The following is a 16,613-nucleotide window of genomic DNA, read 5'->3' as shown; positions in this document are numbered from 1 at the left end:
CAGGGCGGACGGGGCTGTGGTGAGCGGGACCGGTCGGCGTCCGTTCCCGCCCTCCACGTCTTGGGTTACGGCGCTGCCGCGCCGAACTCCACCCAGTTGAGGTTGACCAGCGCGGTGGTCGGGCCGCCCGACACCGCACCGAATACCAGGTAGAGCCGCTGCGTGCCGGCCGGGTAGCTGACCGGGAGGCTCTGGCTCGCCCAGGAGTTGGTGCCGCTGGTCGCGTTGAGCGTGGCCGTGGCCACGACCGGGCCGGTAGGCGAACCCGACCGGAGCTCGACCGTGGCTCGAGGCGTGCCGGCGGTAGCGGTGGCACCGCTGGCGTAACGGAAGGTGACCGTGCTGACGCCACCCAGGTTGATCGGGTCGAACGCGATGTGGTCACCCGCGTCGACGCCGGTCACGTGCTGGCCGCCGCCCGTGTCGCCCGTGTTGGCCAGCGTCACGCCCTGCTGGACCTGGGCGAACTCGGCCTGCTGCCGGTGCACCTGGATGACCGCCTGGCCGATCGTGGTCAGCGCCGGCTGCCCGTTGCCGCCCAGGTCGGTGTACGAGGCGCTGATCCCGCCGTACAGGTAGCCGCCCGCGTGGTCGGCGCCGTCGGCCGGGGTGGGCAGCGTACCCGTGCACCCGGTGGTGGAGGTCATCTCGTGGCCGTGCGTGTCGTGGCCGAGCACGAAGGAGACCTTGACCCGGGAGCAGTCGACGGTGCCGTCTTCGGGGTCGGTGACCGACACCGTGAACGGGATCGTGTCGCCCCAGTTGAAGAACGTGCCGGAGACCGGCGACGTCACCGTCACCGACGGCGCCGTGTTGCCCACCACGATCTCGCGGGTCAGCACCGCGGTCTTGCCGGTGGAGTCGGTCACCGTGAACTTCGCGGTGTAGACCCCGTTGGCGGTGTACGTGTACGACGGATTGGGGTCGGCCGAGTCGACCGTGCCGTCACTCGTGAAGTCCCAGGCGTAGGAGATGGACTCGCCCGGGTCCGGGTCGTGCGTGCCCGCGCTGCTGAACTGCACCGTGAGCGGCGCCTGGCCGGACGTCGGGGTGGCGGTCAGCTTGGCGACCGGCGCCCGCGTGCCCTTCACGTACCGAATCATGGCGAGCTGCGCGTCCGGGTTGGCCCGGAAGAAGCCGTCGCCGTACTCCAGGAAGTAGATGTTGCCCTCCGGACCGATCTCCATCTCCATCAGGTTGTCGAAGACGAAGCCGGGCAGGAACTGCTCGACGCCGGTCAGGTTGCCCTTACCGTCGGTCTGCATCACGAACATCTTGTCCCGGGTGAACTCGCCGAAGAAGACCGCGTTGTCGTAGTACTCCGGCAGCTTGGTCTGCGAGTCGAGCTCGGCGTCGTACTTGTAGATCGGGCCGCCGTGCGGGCCGACGCCGCCGGTGCCGATCACCGGCCACTTGAAGTCACACGTGGTCGGCGGGGTGGACAGGTACGCGCCCGCGCACGGGGTCAGGGCGTTGTAGGTGTACCAGAACTGCGGCTGCTGCACCGCCGGCAGCACGCCGCGGCCGGTGTTGCGCGGCGAGTTGTTCACCGGCGCGCCGCAATTGAACGGCTGGCCCGAGGTGCGGGTCACGAAGTCGAAGTCGATGTACGGCAGGCTCGGCGAGTAGCAGTACGGCCAGCCGTAGTTGCCCGCCGTCTTGGTGGCGAACCACCGGCCGGTGCCCTCCGGGCCACGCGTCGCGCTCGGCACCCGCGAGTCCGGCGAGTAGTCACCGACGTACACCATGCCGCTCGCGTCGACGTCGAAGCGGAACGGGTTGCGCAGGCCCATCAGGAAGATCTCCGGACGGGTCTTGTTGTCGTAGTCCTCGGTCTCCGGGAACAGGTTGCCGCTCGGGATCGTGTACGTCCCGTTCGCCCTCACCTTGATCCGGAGCACCTTGCCACGCAGGTCGTTGGTGTTGGCCGAGGAACGCTGCGCGTCGTAGCCGGGGCCCTGGGTGGGCGACTCGTTGATCGGCACGTACCCGTCCGAGCCGCCGGCGTTGGTGTCGTCACCGGTGATCAGGAACAGGTTGCCCTTGCCGTCGAACTTGACCTTGCCGGCGACGTGGCAGCAGATGCCGCGGTCCACGTTCACCCGGATGATCTGCTGCTCGCTGGCGAGGTCGAGGTGCGGCGTCGGCTCCTCCACGAACTTGAACCGGGACAGCTGGTTGTACCCCTTGAACTTGTCCCAGACCGTCGGGTCGGTGCTCGTGGCCGGCGCGTCGCCCTCGTTGACACCGGGCGTGGCCGGGTTGTCGACGGGCGTGTCGAGCTTGGGCGAGTAGTAGACGTAGACCCACTTGTTGTTGGCGAAGTCGGGGTCGATCGTCAGCGTCTGGAGGCCGTCCTCGTCGTGCGTGTAGACCGGGACGGTCGTGATGACCGGGCTGGCGCCGCTCTTCGGGTCGTACAGGCGGATCTCGCCGCCGCGGGTGTTGTGCAGCACGCGGCCGTCCGGCAGCACCGACAGCGACATCGGCTCGCCCGGCTCGTCGTTGAGCGTGACCTTCTCGTAGTTGGCGAGCACTGTCGCGCCGCAGTCGCCCTCGACCACGCCGGCGGACCACTGGATGCCGCCCAGCAGGTGCTTCTTGAAGCTGCCATTGCGGTAGCTCTCGATGGAGTGGCCAAGCCCGGTGTACCACGAGCGGCCGCCCTGGTAGTCCTTGCACCAGGCCACCGGGTGGTCGAAGCCCATCGAGCCACCGGCGTAGCTCTTTTCGTCCACAGTGGCCAGTACGTGTGAGGTGCCGCGGACGTTGGTGGTGTAGTTGTACCACTCCTCGTTCAGCGACAGCTCGCGCGGCACCGTCTCGGTCGACGGGTGCGCCCGGTCGGCGACCTTCACGGTCGCGCTGTCCACCGCCGAGGCGCCGGAGACGCCGGTGCCGAGCACGTTGCGGTAGAACGTCCAGTCCTGCTCGGTCTCGGCCGCGGCGTGCACGCCGACGTAGCCGCCACCGGCCCGGAAGTAGGCCTCGAACGCGGCCTCCTGCGTGGGGTTGAGCACGTTGCCGGTGGTGTTGAGGAAGACCACCGCGCGGTAGTTGGCGAGGTTGTCCGCGGTGAACGCGCCGCCGTCCTGGGTGACGTTAACGGTGAACCCGTTTTCCTGGCCCAGCGCGCGGATCACCCGTACACCGTCCTGGATGGACGCGCGGCGGTTGCCGTCGGTCTTGGTGAAGACGAGCACCTTGTACGACTCGGGCGCGCGAGCGTCGGAGCGCAGCGCCTCGGGGCCGTTTTCCTCCGCCGTGAGGACCTCAGGTGAAGGCGGAGGTGCGGCGGTCGCTGGCACGGCGGCCACCAGCGGGATGGACAGCGCGGTAACAGCGGCCACGGACAGCCACTGAAAGCGGGGCCCCCGCGAAAACGTTCCGCGAAGCCTCACGTTTTCGTGGGGTGCTCTATCGGATGGAGCCATGTAACCCTCCGGGGTCTGGGTGTGGGTTCCCTACCCCTGGCGCGGTGCCATGCCCGCCAAGGTCGTGCGAGCGCGCAGCTTGCTGGTCGTACGGCGCGGCTGATTCTGGGCTCAACCGCGCCGTACGGCCGCCCCGGTGCCCGACCATCCGGACGCGGGGCGCAACCGCGTCCGGACCCTCGCGGGCGGGCCCGAGGTGTCGAAGGTGGGCGCGCGCCACCGCGCCCACGGTGGGTGTGGTCAGGCGGCGACTTCGGCGAGCGCCGGCGCCACCTCTGTCCACGCCGAACCCTGCTCCGCCGAGCGGGTCACGGCGTCCATCACGAGCTGCACCTGAAGGGCGTCGACGAACGAGGGCGTGGGGTCCGCCCCGTTGCCGACGGCCTCCAGGAAGTCGCGCATCTCGTGGGTGAACGTGTGCTCGTACCCGATGATGTGCCCCGGCGGCCACCAGGCCGACAGGTACGGGTGGTCGGACTCGGTCACCAGGATCTTGGTGAAGCCTTGTTCGGTGCTGGACGTGCTGGCGTCGTAGAACTCCAGCTCGTTCATTCGCTCGAAGTCGAACGCGACCGAGCCGAGCGACCCGTTGATCTCCACGCGCACGGCGTTCTTGCGCCCAGTGGCGAAGCGGGTGGCCTCGTACGTGGCCACCGCCCCGCCGTCGAGCCGGGCCAGGAAGAGGGCCGCGTCGTCCACTGTGACCAGTCCGGTCGCCGAGCCGTCCGCCGAGGCGGCCAGACCGGCGGCCGCCGACGGCAGCGGGCGCTCCTTGATGAACGTCTCGGTGAGCCCGCTGACGCCGGTGATCCGCTGTCCCGTGACGAACTGGGTCAGGTCGATGATGTGCGCGCCGATGTCGCCCAGCGCGCCGGAGCCCGCCTTGTCCCGCTGCAACCGCCAGACGAGCGGAAACTGCGGATCCACGATCCAGTCCTGGAGGTACGCCGCGCGGACGTGCCGAACCACGCCCAACCGTCCACTCTCGACGAGGTGGCGCATGAGGGCCACGGCCGGCACCCGGCGGTAGTTGAACCCGCACATGGACCGGACGCCGGCCGACTGGGCCTGGATCGCCGCGGCGACCATGGCCCGCGCCTCCTCGACCGTGTTGGCGAGGGGTTTCTCGCACAGGACGTGCTTGCCCGCCTCGAGCGCTGCGATCGCGATCTCGGCGTGGCTGTCGCCCGGCGTGCACACGTCGATCACGTCGACGTCGTCGCGGGTGATGAGCTCACGCCAGTCGGTCGTATACGCCTCCCAGCCGAGCCGCTCGGCGGCCTCGGCCACCTTCGACTCGTCACGGCCACAGATGACGGACATGCGGGCGCGTGCCGGTAGGTCGTAGACGCGGTTCACGGTGCGCCACGCCTGCGAGTGCGCGGCGCCCATGAACGCGTAGCCGACCATGCCGACCCGCAGCTCTTTATCCATGGTGGACAAGGTGGGTCTCCCCCCGTTACGTCAGAACCCGAGCTTGAGGTAGTTGCTCGCGTTCTCCTTGGTGATGGTCTCGGAGGCGAGGATGATCTCCTTCGGGACCTGTAGCTCGACCAGGTCGGACATGCCCTTGTTCTGGGCGATGAGCCGGGCGAGCGAGATCGCCGACGATGCCATCGAGGGGCTGTACGTGACGGTTGCCTTGAGGACGCCGCTGTCGGCCTGGATCGCCTCGATCGCGGCCTTGGAGCCGGCGCCGCCGACCATGATGAATTCCTTGCGGTTGGCCTGCGTGATGGCGGCCAGGACACCGATGCCCTGGTCGTCGTCGTGGTTCCACAGCGCGTCCATCTTGGGCAGCGCCTGGAGCAGGCTGGCGGCCTCCTGCTGGCCGGAGTCCGCGGTGAACCGGGCGGCACGCCGGTTGGCCACCTTGAAACCGGCCTGGGCCAGCGTGTCGGTGAAGCCCTTCGACCGCTCCTGGGTCAGCTCCAGCTCGTCCATGCCGGCGATCTCGCCGATGATCGGGCTGGCGACGCTCTTCGCCTTCATCTGGTCGATGATGTAGTGCGCCGCGGAGACGCCCATGCCGTAGTTGTCGCCCTTGATCTGGAGGCGGTAGGCGAGCGGGTCGGGGAACGCGCGGTCGAGGTTGACCACCGGGATCCCGGCCTTCATCGCCTCCAGGCCGAACGCGTTGAGCTCCTTGCCGTCGTGCGGCAGCAGCACGATGATGTTCGGCTTCTGCGCGACGAGCGTCTGCAACGCCGCCCGCTGGGCCGCCGCGTCGGCGCCGGCCTCGACGGTCTTGAACTCGACGTCCGAGTACGCACCGGCCTGCGCCTTGGCGTTGCTGGTGATCGCGGCGATCCAGCCGTGGTCGGCCGCCGGCGCGGAGAAGCCGATGGTCACCTTCTGGCCGGGCGCGGCGTTCTGGTTGTTGCCGGCGGCGGCCGTCTGCGGGCCGCCGCTCGGCTCGTCCGGCTCGTTGCTGGTGCATGCGGTGAGCAGGGCTCCCGCGCCGAGCGCGGCCCCACCGAGCAGCATCCGGCGACGAGTCAGGTCGGACGCGTGTTTCATGACGACCTCCGGTATTGGTGTGCAAGGGATCCGGCGGCCGTCCCGGTATCGGACGGTCACCAAGGGTTTATTGGGGTACTAACTGGTGGTGATCTTGCTGTTTTTGGCGAAGAACTGCGTGAGCGACTTGAACTGGATCTGCTGGATCAGAACGGCGAGGACGATGATGCCGCCCTTGACCATGTTCTGGACCTCGGTGGAGAGGTTGTTGATGGCGAACAGGTTGGTGATGGTGGAGAACACCAGCACGCCCAGGAGCGAGCCGATGATCGTGCCGCGGCCGCCGCTGAGCAGCGTGCCACCGATGATCGCCGCGGCGATCGCGTCGAGTTCGTACAGGTTGGCCATAGCCGCCTGGGCGGAGTTGGCCTGCGAGGTGAGCATGACGGCCGCGATGCCGCAGCAGAGGCCGGACAGCGCGTACAGCAGCAGGGTGTGCCGCTTGACGTTGATGCCGGCCAGCCGGGCCGCCTCGGGGTTGCCGCCGACCGCGACGGTACGCCGTCCGAAGGTTGTGCGGTTGAGCAACACCCAGCCGGCCGCGACGACGGCGGCGAGGATGTAGACCAGCAGCGGCACGCCGAGGAAGTCGTTGGCGGCGATGTCGTTGATGAATGTGCTGGTCGATACCTGGGTCTGCTTGTTGGAGATCTGCGCCGCCAGGCCGCGGGCCGCCACGAGCATGGCGAGCGTGGCGATGAAGGCGACCAATCGCCCGTACGAGATGAGGATGCCGTTGACGACGCCGACCCCGATGCCGACCGCGAGCGCACAGAAGATCATGCCGCCGGCGCCGTACTCCTGAGTGGCGAGCGTGGTGCTCCACACCCCGGCGAGCGCGATGATCGCGCCGACCGAGAGGTCGATGCCGCCGCCGATGATCACGAAGGTCATGCCGACGGTGACGACGCCGATGACGGAGGCGAGCTCGAGGATCGTGAAGATGTTGTTGCGCACCCAGGTGCCGTCACTGTAAAGATCTGGCTTGGTGACGATGCCCGCGATGATCAGGATGGCGAGCACGCCGACGAGGGCCAGGTTGCGCCACAGCCCGTCCGTCGAGTCGACTCGCCACCAGCGCCGCTCCTCGGCAGCGGGCTTCTCCGGCTCCTTCACCGGCGCGGCCGTGGTCTGCGCTGTCATATGGTGACCTCCTCAACTTGCAACGATCCCGCCATCACGAGGTCAAGTACGGTCTCTTCGTCGAGCTCGCCGGCCGGTGCCTCGCGGATCACGCGGCCTTCCCGCATGACAAGCACGCGGTCCGACAGGCCCAGCACCTCGGGCACCTCGCTGGAGACCAGGAGGACACCCACCCCCTGGGCGGCGAGGTCGCGGATCACCTTGTAGAGCTCGGCCCGGGCGCCCACGTCGACGCCCCGCGTGGGCTCGTCGAGCAGGAGCAGCTTCGTGTCGCCGAGCAGCCAGCGGCCCACGACCACCTTCTGCTGGTTGCCACCGGAGAGCGTGCGGACGGCCCGGCGCACCTCGCGCGGACGCAGGTCGAGCCGCTCCGCGATCCGGTTGGCCTCGGCCACTTCCCGCCCGACGTTGGTGAAACCGACCCGGGCGTACTCGCTGAAGGTGGAGAGCGTGACGTTTCGATAGATCGGCTCGCCGAGCAGCAGCGCCTGGCTCTTGCGCTCTTCGGGAGCCATGCCGAGACCCGCGCGGACCGCCGCGCCGACATTGCCGGGCCGCAGCACCTTGCCGCCCATCCGCACCGAGCCGGCCTCGGCGCGCCGGGCGCCGAAGATGGTCTCCAGCAGCTCCGAGCGGCCGGAACCGACCAGGCCCGCGATGCCCACGATCTCACCACTGTGGACACTCAGCGAGATGTCGGCGAACTCGTTGGTGCGGGTCAGGCCCTCGACCCTGAGCAGCTCCTCGGCGCCGGTGACCTCGGGCGCGGGCTCCGGGAAGACGTACTCGATGGTGCGGCCGGTCATCCGGCTGACCAGGTCGCGGGTCGGCGTGGTGCGGGCCGGCAGGTTGGCCGCGGTGGTGCGGCCGTCCTTGAGCACCGTCACGCGGTCGCCGATCTCGCGGATCTCCTCCAGGCGGTGCGAGATGTAGATGACCGCGATGCCCTGCGCGGTCAGGCCGCGGATGATCCGGAAGAGGTTGGCCACCTCGTCGTGCGCGAGCACCGCGCTCGGCTCGTCCATGATGATCAGGCGGGCGTCGTGCGACAGCGCCCGCGCCATGCTGACCACCTGCTTGCCGGCCGCGGGCAGCGAGCGGACCAGGCGGCGCGGCGGGATCTCGGCGTGCCCGAGCTTGCCGAGGATCTCGCGGGTGTGGCGGGCCATGTAACCGCGCCGCACGAACCCGAGGACCTTCGGCTCGTGGCCGAGGAAGGTGTTTTCACCGACCGAGAGGTCTTCGACGAGGTCGAGCTCCTGGTAGATGGTGGCGATGCCGGCCTTCATCGCGGCCTGCGGGTTGGCCGGCGCGAAGTCCTGGCCGAGCCACTCGATCTGGCCCTCGTCCGGGCGGTGGACGCCGGCGAGCACCTTGATGAGGGTCGACTTGCCGGCGCCGTTCTGCCCGAGCAGGCAGTGCACCTCGCCGGCGCGCACCTCAAGCTGCACGCCGTCGAGCGCGCGCACGCCCGGGAACGTCTTGACGACGTCGGTGAGGCGGAGGACGACCTCGGCCTCCTCAGGGGTCGTGGGCTCGGTCATGACGCCTGCTCGAAGGCCACGTCGGAACCGAGGACGGCGGCGCCGGTGACGCCTGCCCTGGGTCCCAGTTCGGAGAGGACCACGGGAAGGTTGCCGGTCGCCAGCGGCAGCGAGCGGCGGTAGACGACGCTGCGAATCTCGGCGAGGAGGATGTGCCCGAGGTGGGCGAGGCCGCCGCCGATCACGATCATCGACGGGTTGGCGAAGCTCACCAGCCCGGCCAGTACGCCCCCGACCCGCCTCCCCCCGTCGCGGATGAGGCGGATACAGGTGACGTCGCCCTCGCTGGCGGCCTCGGCGACGTCGCGCGCGGTCACCGCGCCGTTGGCGGCGAAACGCTCGGCGAGTGCGGGCGAAGTGCCGTTGCGCGCGGCGAGCGTGGCGTCCTTGGCGAGCGCCGCGCCGCTGAAGAGCGCCTCGAGGCAGCCGACGTTGCCACAGCTGCACATCGGACCGTGCGAGTCGACCTGGATGTGTCCGATGTCGCCGGCGCAGCCGTCGGTGCCCCGGTAGACGTCGCCGCTGAGGTAGATGCCGCAGCCGATGCCGGTGCCGATCTTCACGAACAGGAAGTCGTCGACCGAGTGGGCCACACCGCCGTGCCGCTCGCCGACCGCCATGATGTTGACGTCGTTGTCCACCACGGCGGGGCAGCCGTGCTCGCGGGTGAGCAGCTCGCGCACCGGAAAGCGGTCCCACCCCGGCATGATCGGCGGGGATACCGGCACGCCGTCGCGGAAGCTCACCGGACCGGGCACGCCGATGCCGACCGCGTCCAGCTTCTCGTACGCACCGTCCACTTTGGCCTTGGCGAGCAGCTCGTTGACCCGCTGGAGGATCACCTTGGGGCCGGAGCGGATGTCGGCGCTCTCGGTGTATGCCGCGACCGGCTCCAGCCGGCCGTTGGTCACCTCGACGTCGACCGAGCTCGCGCCCAGGTCGACCGCGGCGAAGCGCAGCCGAGGGTTGAGCTCTACCAGCGTGGAGCGCCGGCCGCCGCGGGAAGCCGCCATGCCGGCCTCGGCCACGTAGCCGAGCGTGACCAGCCGGTCGAGCTCGCCCAGCAGCCGCGGGCGCGGGATCTCCAGCCGGTCGGCGAGCTCGGCGCGGGAGATCGTGCCGTGGTCGCGCAACAGGCGAAGAAGCCGCAGGTGCAGAGGTTCGGCCGTACGCACGGAGCCCTCCCTCGCAAGGGGTTCACATCGATGCAACGTCGGGGTGTTGTGTCCGACACACTAGGAGCCTTCCGCTCCCAATGTCCAGACCTTTACTCGTTCTGTGACACAACTTTTTTCAAAATCAGCAGAAGTTTTTTGTTACCGGGACGCCCCGTGGGACGTCCCGGCGACGCCCATTACTGCCTGTAGATGGTCAACTCGGACATGTTCTTGTAGCTGATGTCCGCGAACGCCATGGACTGACCGGGGTTGGCCGTGCCGCCGGGCGCGGTGTCCTGCTCCCAGTTGGCGTGGTGGTACTCCTGCTCCCCGATCACCTCGAAGAACTGCTGGAACTGGATGTCACCCTCGCCGAACGGCACCATGTTGTAGCCGTTGGGGACCTCGGGCGCCTTGTCGCCGTCCTTGGCGTGGAAGAGCGGGAAACGCTTGGTCCGCCGCGCCACGGTCAGGATCGGGTCGAAGATGTCCGTCTTCACCTGGCCGGCCGAGTTCGTGTACGTCTTGTGCTTGAACTTCGCCACGTGCGCCCAGAAGATGTCCATCTCGAAGAAGACGTACTTCGGGTCGGTCTTGGCGAAGAAGTACTCCAGGCGCCGCACGCCGGAGGAGCGCGTGGGCCGGCCGTTGGCGTCCAGCGGGCCGGCGTCGAGCAGGAAGCTGTACGCCGCGTCGTGGTTGTGCGTGTAGAGCTTGATGCCCCGCTCCTTGGCCTGCCGGCCGAGCTCGTTCCACGTGTCGGCGGCCGCGTCCCAGTCGGACTGGTAGGCGCTGTTGGTCGGGTCGGAGCCGGTGCCGATGTGCTTCATGCCGAGCGTCTCGGCGATGTCCAGCTGCGCCTGGAACGTGTCGGCGCGGATCTGGGTGTGCGTGCCGTTGGCGACCAGGCCGTTGTCGTCGAGGATCTTGCGGATCTCGGCGGGCGTGATCTGCCGGCCCAGGATCGAGGTGTGCTGGTTGTACCCGGCGAACTCGATCTCCTTGTATCCGATCTCGGCGAGCCGGGCGAGGACCCGCTCGAAGCCGTACGGAATCCCACTGTCGTCGGGCGCGGCGCCGATGCGGTCGCGGACGCTGTACAGGATGATGCCGCGGTTCTGGCTCGGGATCAGCGGCTCCACCGTGAGCTTCTTGTCGCCGAGTGCCGGCGTGTTGGTCTGTAGCACCGGAAGGCCGACGGCGCCGATCGCCGCGGCGGTGCCGGCCGAGGCCTGGAGCAGGCGCCGGCGGGTCAGCGCTTTCTTGGACTGTGGCTCGGTCATATGCCTTCTCCACCTTTCTTCGGCGGCCGGGACCGCCGTCGACGACGAGAGCAGAGGTGTTTAGGACGTGTGAACGGAGAGCGGGTGCGGACGACCCAGCCCAAGCGCCGCCGACGCGCCGGACCTGCATGAATAGGGGGACTCAGAACCGTTTGTGTCTCACGTGTTACGCCTGAGAGCAGACGCTAGCCCGCGTTGTCGCCGAAAGATAGTCCCCAAAGCAACAAACTTTTGATCGGACGGACGAAAGATAGCGCTAGCGTTTGAGAAAGCGCTCTCAACCCACTCACTTGCACAACAAGGCGGCCATCCTGCGCGAAGCGATGGCGAGGCCGGCGACCATCACCGCCAGCAGGTACGCCACATCGAGCCAACCGGTCGCGCCGAGCGTGCCGGTCGTGATGCCGCGCAGCAGGTCGACCGCGCGGTAGAGCGGGGTCACCTCGATCACCCACCGCAGCACGGACGGATACGACTCGGCCGGGACAAAAGTGCCGGAGAAGAGGAACAGGGCGAACTGCGCCGAACCGACAATGTCGAAATCCTGCCAACCGCGCATGAACGTGGAAAGCACCATGCCCAGCGCTCCGAACGCGAACCCGACGAGCACCGCCGCCGGAAACGCGGCCAACGCCCGCAGGCCCGTGGTGAGGTCGAGCGCGAACATGACGACGAGGAACGCGGCCGAGTAGAGCGAGCCACGCACCATGGCCCAGCCGAGCTCACCGAGCGCGATCTCGAAGGGCTGCACGGGAGTGGCGAGCACCCCGTCGTACAGCTTCATGTACTTCATCTTTCCGAAGAAGTTGAACGTGGTCTCCGACAGCGCACCGGACATGGCGGCGGAGGCGAGCATCGCGGGCGCGACGAACGCCGCGTACTCGACCACCTGGCCGCTCGGCAGCGTGAGGTCGCCGACCAGGCCGCCCACGCCGACGCCGATCGACAGCAGATACAGCAGCGGCTCGAAGAAGCCGGAGATCATCACGATCCAGTACGCCGACTTGAGCGCGGCGACATTGCGCTCGGCGACCGAGGCCGAGCGGCGGCCGGCGCCCTCGAAGCTGACCAGCCGGGGCAGCACCAGCGTGACCATCGTCAGACCACCAACCGCTTCTTGAACCGGACGCGGGCGATCGCGTAGCCGCCGCCCGCCCAGAGGGCCAGATAGAGCACGTGCCCGGTAACCGACCACTCGGCCGGCCCGCCGAGCGTGGCGGCGCGGGACAGGTCGACGCCGTGCCACAGCGGCGACGCGTACGCCAGCCAGCGCAGCCCCACCGGCAGCGACTCGACCGGGAAGAACACGCCGGCGAACAGCGACATCGGGATCACCGCGAACCGGAACAGCAGCGCGAGGTAACTGTCGCTGGGTACCGAGGAGCTGTAGGCGAACGCGGGGGCCGCGAACGCCAGCGCCAGCAGCAGCGAGATCGGCAGCACGGCCAGCGCCCACCACGAGTGCAGCGCACCGAACACCGCCGCCACCACCAGGAACGCGACCGCGCCGGTCAGCGCGCGGAAGAGCACGTAGAGCAGGTTTCCGCCGAGAATGCCGTCGAGGCGCACGGGCGTGGCGGCCTGCCCCTCGTACGAACGAACCCAGTTGAAGCTGCTCAGCACCGGCCAGGTCGACTCGAAGATGGCCACCTGCATGACGGTCGAGGCGATCAGGCCGGGCACGATCCAGTCGAGGTAGCGCACGCCGTCCACGCCACCGTCGATGTACTCCCCCACGCCGAGGCCGAAGCCGAGCACGGTGAGCAGCGGCAGCACGAACGTGGAGAGCGCGCTGCCCCGCCACACCCGCTTGTACGTCGTCAGGTGGTACTCGAACACGGCGAGCATGTCAGTCCACCAGCGTACGGCCGGTCAGGTGGAGGAAGACGTCCTCCAGGGAGCTGCGGCGCACCAGCACGCTCGCCGGGGTCAGCCCGCGGCCGTGCACGTCGGCGACCGCGGTGTCGCCGTCGCCCACGTACAGCAGGATGCGGTCGGGCAGCACCTCGATCCGCTCGCCGAGCCCGGTCAGCTTGCCGGCGAAGTCGTCCTGCGAGTCGGCGACGAAACGGAGCTCGACCACCTCGCGCGTGGAGTGGCGCTCGATCAGCTCGCGGGGTGAGCCCTCGGCGACGATGCGGCCGCCGTCCATCACCACGAGCCGGTCGCACAGCTGCTCGGCCTCGTCCATGTAATGGGTGGTCAGCACCAGCGTCACGCCCTGCCGCTTGAGCCGGAACAGGCGCTCCCACACAAGGTGGCGGGCCTGCGGGTCGAGGCCGGTGGTGGGCTCGTCGAGCAGCACGATGTCGGGCTCGTTGACCAGCGCGCGGGCGATCGTGAGCCGCCGCTTCATGCCGCCGGACAGCGGCTCGACCTTGCTGCCGGCCCGCTCGGCAAGCTGCACGAAGTCGAGCAGCTCGGCGGCCCGCTCGCGGGCGACCCGGCGCGGTATGCCGAAGTAGCGGGCGTAGGTCGTGAGGTTTTCCTGGACCGTCAGCTCGGGGTCGAGGTTGTCCAGCTGGGGACAGACGCCGAGCCGCGCGCGGATGGCCGGCCCGTCGCGGGTCGGATCCTTGCCGAGGATGCGCAGCGTGCCGCCGGTGGGCGGCGAGACGCAGCCGATCATGCGCATCGTCGAGCTCTTGCCCGCGCCGTTGGGACCCAGGAAACCGAACGCCTCGCCCGGCCGCACGTCGACGTCGATGCCATCGACGGCCGTGAAGTCGCCGAACCGCTTCACCAGCCCCCGCGCTTGGATGAGTGGTTGGAGTGCAGTCACGACGGGCACCCTAACCCCGCCCTCCGACACGTCCCCAACCACTTTTTGAGGACTTTTGACGCCTCGGGAGAAAGTTCTCTCGGGAGCGACCAAACTTTGCGCTATCTTGGCCGAATGGTTGGAGTGTGGCCCGACAATCGGCACCAGGCGGCGGTACTCCGCCTCCTGCGCGACGGCGGGCCCCGCTCCCGCGCCGAGCTCGTCGACGCGGTCGGACTGTCCCGGTCCAAGCTGGCCGTGGAGATCGACCGCCTCATCGACCGCGGTCTCGTCGACACCGCCGGGCCGGCCGCCTCTCGGGGCGGCCGCCGTTCGTCGGTCGTACGGATCGCCGCGGCCACCCGCTTCCTCGGCATCGACATCGGCGCCACCACACTCGACCTCGCGGTGACCGACGGCGAGATGCGCGTCCTCGGCCGGGTCACCGAGCGCACCGACCTGCGCAAGGGCCCGACCGCCGTGATCAGTCAGGCGCTGGAGATGGTCAACAAGCTGCGCGTGGAGACCGGCACCAAGCGGTTCACCGGCGCCGGCGTGGGCATCCCCGGCCCGGTGAGCTTCCGCGAGGGCATGCCGGTGTCGCCGCCCTTCATGCCCGGGTGGCACCGCTTCCCCGTGCGCGAGACGCTGGCCGCCGAGCTGAGCTGCCCGGTGCTCGTCGACAACGACGTCAACATCATGGCGCTCGGCGAGATGCACGCCGGGATCGCCCGCTCGTTCGAAGACTTCCTGTTCGTGAAGATCGGCGCCGGCATCGGCTGCGGCATCGTCGCGGCCGGCGAGGTCTACCGCGGCGCGACCGGCAGCGCCGGCGACATCGGCCACACGTCCGTCGACCCGCACGGCCCGGTCTGCGTGTGCGGCAACACCGGCTGCCTCGAAGCTTTCTTCGGCGGCGCCGCCCTGACCCGCGACGCACTCGCCGCCGCCCGCTCCGGCCGCTCACCCCATCTGGCCGACCGCCTCCGCGAAGCCGGCGCGGTCACCCCGATCGACGTCTCGGTGGCCGCCGCCGACGGCGACCCGTTCGCGATGGGCATGGTCCGCGACGGCGCACGCCGCGTGGGCCAGGTCCTGGCCGGCCTGGTCAGCTTCTTCAACCCCGGCCTGATCGTGATCGGCGGCGGCGTCGCGGGCATCGGCCACGCGCTGCTCGCCGAGATCCGCTCGGTCGTCTACCGCTCGTCGCTACCCCTGGCCACCGGCGACATGCCGATCGCCCTATCCGAGATGGGCGACGAGGCCGGCCTGGTCGGCGCGGCTCGCATGATCAGCGACCACATCTGCCACGACCAAGGCAGCCCCGCCCTCCGCCCCGCCTGAGCGCAGAGATGGTGTACGCCGGCCCGCTCATGCGGGCGGGAGTACTTGTCGAAGCACCGATGCGGTGGCAATCGCGGTCGATGGCGTACGACGGGCAGGGCGAGCATGTCGGCAGCTCAGCACTTTTGTGATGCCAGCCGAGGCGCAGCCCGGCCACCAACTTGACCTTGAACCGTTGTGAAATGTATTGAATTGAATCCCGGGCGGGCAATGCCGCAGCGGGTAGCGTGTGGCGCAGTACAGGAGGGGGCGATTTGCGTGCCAACGACCGATGCCCGCTTCACTGACGGTCTACTGAACCTCGCGCAGGCCGGCAGGTACCTCCGCGTGCCACAGCAGACCTTCCACAGGTGGGCGCGCGGCTACGTGCGGGGCAAGCCCTTGCTGCATGTCCTAAACCAAGATGCGACACCCCTGCCGGTGACCTTCATCGCGCTCGCCGAGGGCCACGTTCTCGAAGGCCTGCGCGACGCAGGTGTTCGGACGCAGAAGATCCGCCCCGCCCTGGAGAAGCTCCGGCAAGAGTTCGGTCGGGATTATGTCCTCGTGGCGCCTGAGCTGGCCACGGACGGCATCGATGTGCTCTGGGATTTCTCGAAGAGCAGGGCCGGTCAAGGCCTGATCGCCGGGGACACCGGGCAACACGTCTTCAAGGAGATAGTTCAGGACTATCTCCAGTACGTGGCCTGGGACAACGACGGATTCCCGATCAACCTAGTACTTCGCCACTGGCAGCCATCGAAGGTTGCCGTTGACATACGCCGCTCGTTCGGTCAGCCGATCTTCGCCGGCACCGGCGCCCGCGTGGCAGACGTCGCCGGCATGTTGAAGGCGGGTGAGGAAGCTGAGACCGTCGCGGAGGAGTTCGGGATCTCCATCAACGACGTCCGCACCGCCGCCCGCATCCTCCTGGGCCGCGCCGCCTGAGTTCTACATCGACGAGAACATGGCTGGCCGCACGGTACGGCGGTTCGTCAGCGATCTCGGCTACGTCGTCCACACACCATCTTCTGTCTTCGGCCGCACGCGCCTCGACGACGGGCTTGAGGACGAAGACTGGCTGCCCGTCGTCGGAGCGGCCGGTTGGGTCGTCTTTGGGCGGGATCAGCACATCCTCGTCCGCGAGCGCGAGCTCAAGGCCTACCTCGACGCAAAGGTGCACCTGTTCTTGCTACCGGGTGAGGCGACCAGGCAGCAGATCCTCGACCTACTTACCTTCAACCTGGCCGACATCGGCGCACTGGCCGTGGCGCGCCGCCCGGACGTCTACTGGCTGACGCATTCGGGCGTTGTTGACTACCAGACTCGGATCACAGAGCGTGCCCGCAAGCGCCGCCAACGCCGGAAGTAGCGCGGTGCGCTCGGGTGGGTGCCAAGTGACTGCTACCGAGGCCCGGCCCGCTGATGATCTTTCAGTCGGGTTGGGC

General features: G+C 68.8%; 13 protein-coding genes. 3 read left to right on the top strand and 10 right to left on the bottom strand.

The features are described 5' to 3' along the window. Positions 1–65: 65 nt before the first annotated feature. From ACTMTJ_RS26300 to ACTMTJ_RS26255, 10 genes are all read right to left on the bottom strand, one after another. A complete protein-coding gene (locus ACTMTJ_RS26300; RefSeq protein WP_441220441.1) occupies positions 66–3,350 on the bottom strand; it encodes a ThuA domain-containing protein in 3,285 nt (1,094 codons plus the stop codon). 324 nt (positions 3,351–3,674) lie between these two features. Then, positions 3,675–4,868 (bottom strand): Gfo/Idh/MocA family protein, encoded by a 1,194-nt coding sequence (locus ACTMTJ_RS26295; protein ID WP_441220439.1) that lies wholly within the window; start codon positions 4,866–4,868, stop codon positions 3,675–3,677. A gap of 30 nt (positions 4,869–4,898) precedes the next feature. Continuing rightward, positions 4,899–5,954 carry a substrate-binding domain-containing protein gene (locus tag ACTMTJ_RS26290; protein ID WP_441220437.1) on the bottom strand — a complete coding sequence of 352 codons (1,056 nt, stop codon included), beginning with the start codon at positions 5,952–5,954 and terminating at the stop codon, positions 4,899–4,901. Positions 5,955–6,032: 78 nt separating this feature from the next. Further along, positions 6,033–7,097, bottom strand: coding sequence for an ABC transporter permease (locus tag ACTMTJ_RS26285; protein WP_441220435.1), 1,065 nt, complete (start codon positions 7,095–7,097; stop codon positions 6,033–6,035). Further along, on the bottom strand, positions 7,094–8,641 hold the full coding sequence (locus tag ACTMTJ_RS26280; protein WP_441220433.1) for a sugar ABC transporter ATP-binding protein: 1,548 nt from the start codon (positions 8,639–8,641) through the stop codon (positions 7,094–7,096). Before ACTMTJ_RS26280 ends, ACTMTJ_RS26285 begins: the two co-directional genes overlap by 4 nt. Further along, the gene (locus ACTMTJ_RS26275; RefSeq protein WP_441220431.1) at positions 8,638–9,816 is read right to left on the bottom strand and encodes an ROK family protein; all 1,179 of its coding nucleotides are present in this window, start codon (positions 9,814–9,816) and stop codon (positions 8,638–8,640) included. Before ACTMTJ_RS26275 ends, ACTMTJ_RS26280 begins: the two co-directional genes overlap by 4 nt. Before the next feature lie 179 nt (positions 9,817–9,995). Continuing rightward, positions 9,996–11,081 carry a sugar phosphate isomerase/epimerase family protein gene (locus tag ACTMTJ_RS26270; RefSeq protein ID WP_441220429.1) on the bottom strand — a complete coding sequence of 362 codons (1,086 nt, stop codon included), beginning with the start codon at positions 11,079–11,081 and terminating at the stop codon, positions 9,996–9,998. 286 nt (positions 11,082–11,367) lie between these two features. Next, a complete protein-coding gene (locus ACTMTJ_RS26265; RefSeq protein WP_441220427.1) occupies positions 11,368–12,177 on the bottom strand; it encodes an ABC transporter permease in 810 nt (269 codons plus the stop codon). Positions 12,178–12,179: 2 nt separating this feature from the next. Continuing rightward, positions 12,180–12,929, bottom strand: coding sequence for an ABC transporter permease (locus ACTMTJ_RS26260; RefSeq protein ID WP_441220425.1), 750 nt, complete (start codon positions 12,927–12,929; stop codon positions 12,180–12,182). Between the two features lies 1 nt (position 12,930). After that, positions 12,931–13,863, bottom strand: coding sequence for an ABC transporter ATP-binding protein (locus ACTMTJ_RS26255; RefSeq protein ID WP_441220423.1), 933 nt, complete (start codon positions 13,861–13,863; stop codon positions 12,931–12,933). Positions 13,864–13,977: 114 nt separating this feature from the next. Between ACTMTJ_RS26255 and ACTMTJ_RS26250 the strand changes: the two genes are divergently transcribed. The 3 genes from ACTMTJ_RS26250 (at position 13,978) to ACTMTJ_RS26240 (ending at position 16,537) form a co-directional block, all read left to right on the top strand. After that, the gene (locus tag ACTMTJ_RS26250) at positions 13,978–15,186 is read left to right on the top strand and encodes an ROK family protein (protein WP_441220421.1); all 1,209 of its coding nucleotides are present in this window, start codon (positions 13,978–13,980) and stop codon (positions 15,184–15,186) included. A 258-nt stretch (positions 15,187–15,444) separates the two neighbouring features. Beyond that, positions 15,445–16,113 carry a DUF433 domain-containing protein gene (locus ACTMTJ_RS26245; RefSeq protein ID WP_441220420.1) on the top strand — a complete coding sequence of 223 codons (669 nt, stop codon included), beginning with the start codon at positions 15,445–15,447 and terminating at the stop codon, positions 16,111–16,113. A 19-nt stretch (positions 16,114–16,132) separates the two neighbouring features. Further along, a complete protein-coding gene (locus ACTMTJ_RS26240) occupies positions 16,133–16,537 on the top strand; it encodes a hypothetical protein (protein WP_441220418.1) in 405 nt (134 codons plus the stop codon). Positions 16,538–16,613 lie beyond the last annotated feature (76 nt).

This window comes from Phytohabitans sp. LJ34 (assembly GCF_052068095.1).
Taxonomy (GTDB): Bacteria; Actinomycetota; Actinomycetes; order Mycobacteriales; family Micromonosporaceae; genus Phytohabitans.
The sequence above is the reverse complement of the archived record's forward strand: the minus strand, read 5'-3'. Positions and strand labels throughout refer to the sequence as shown.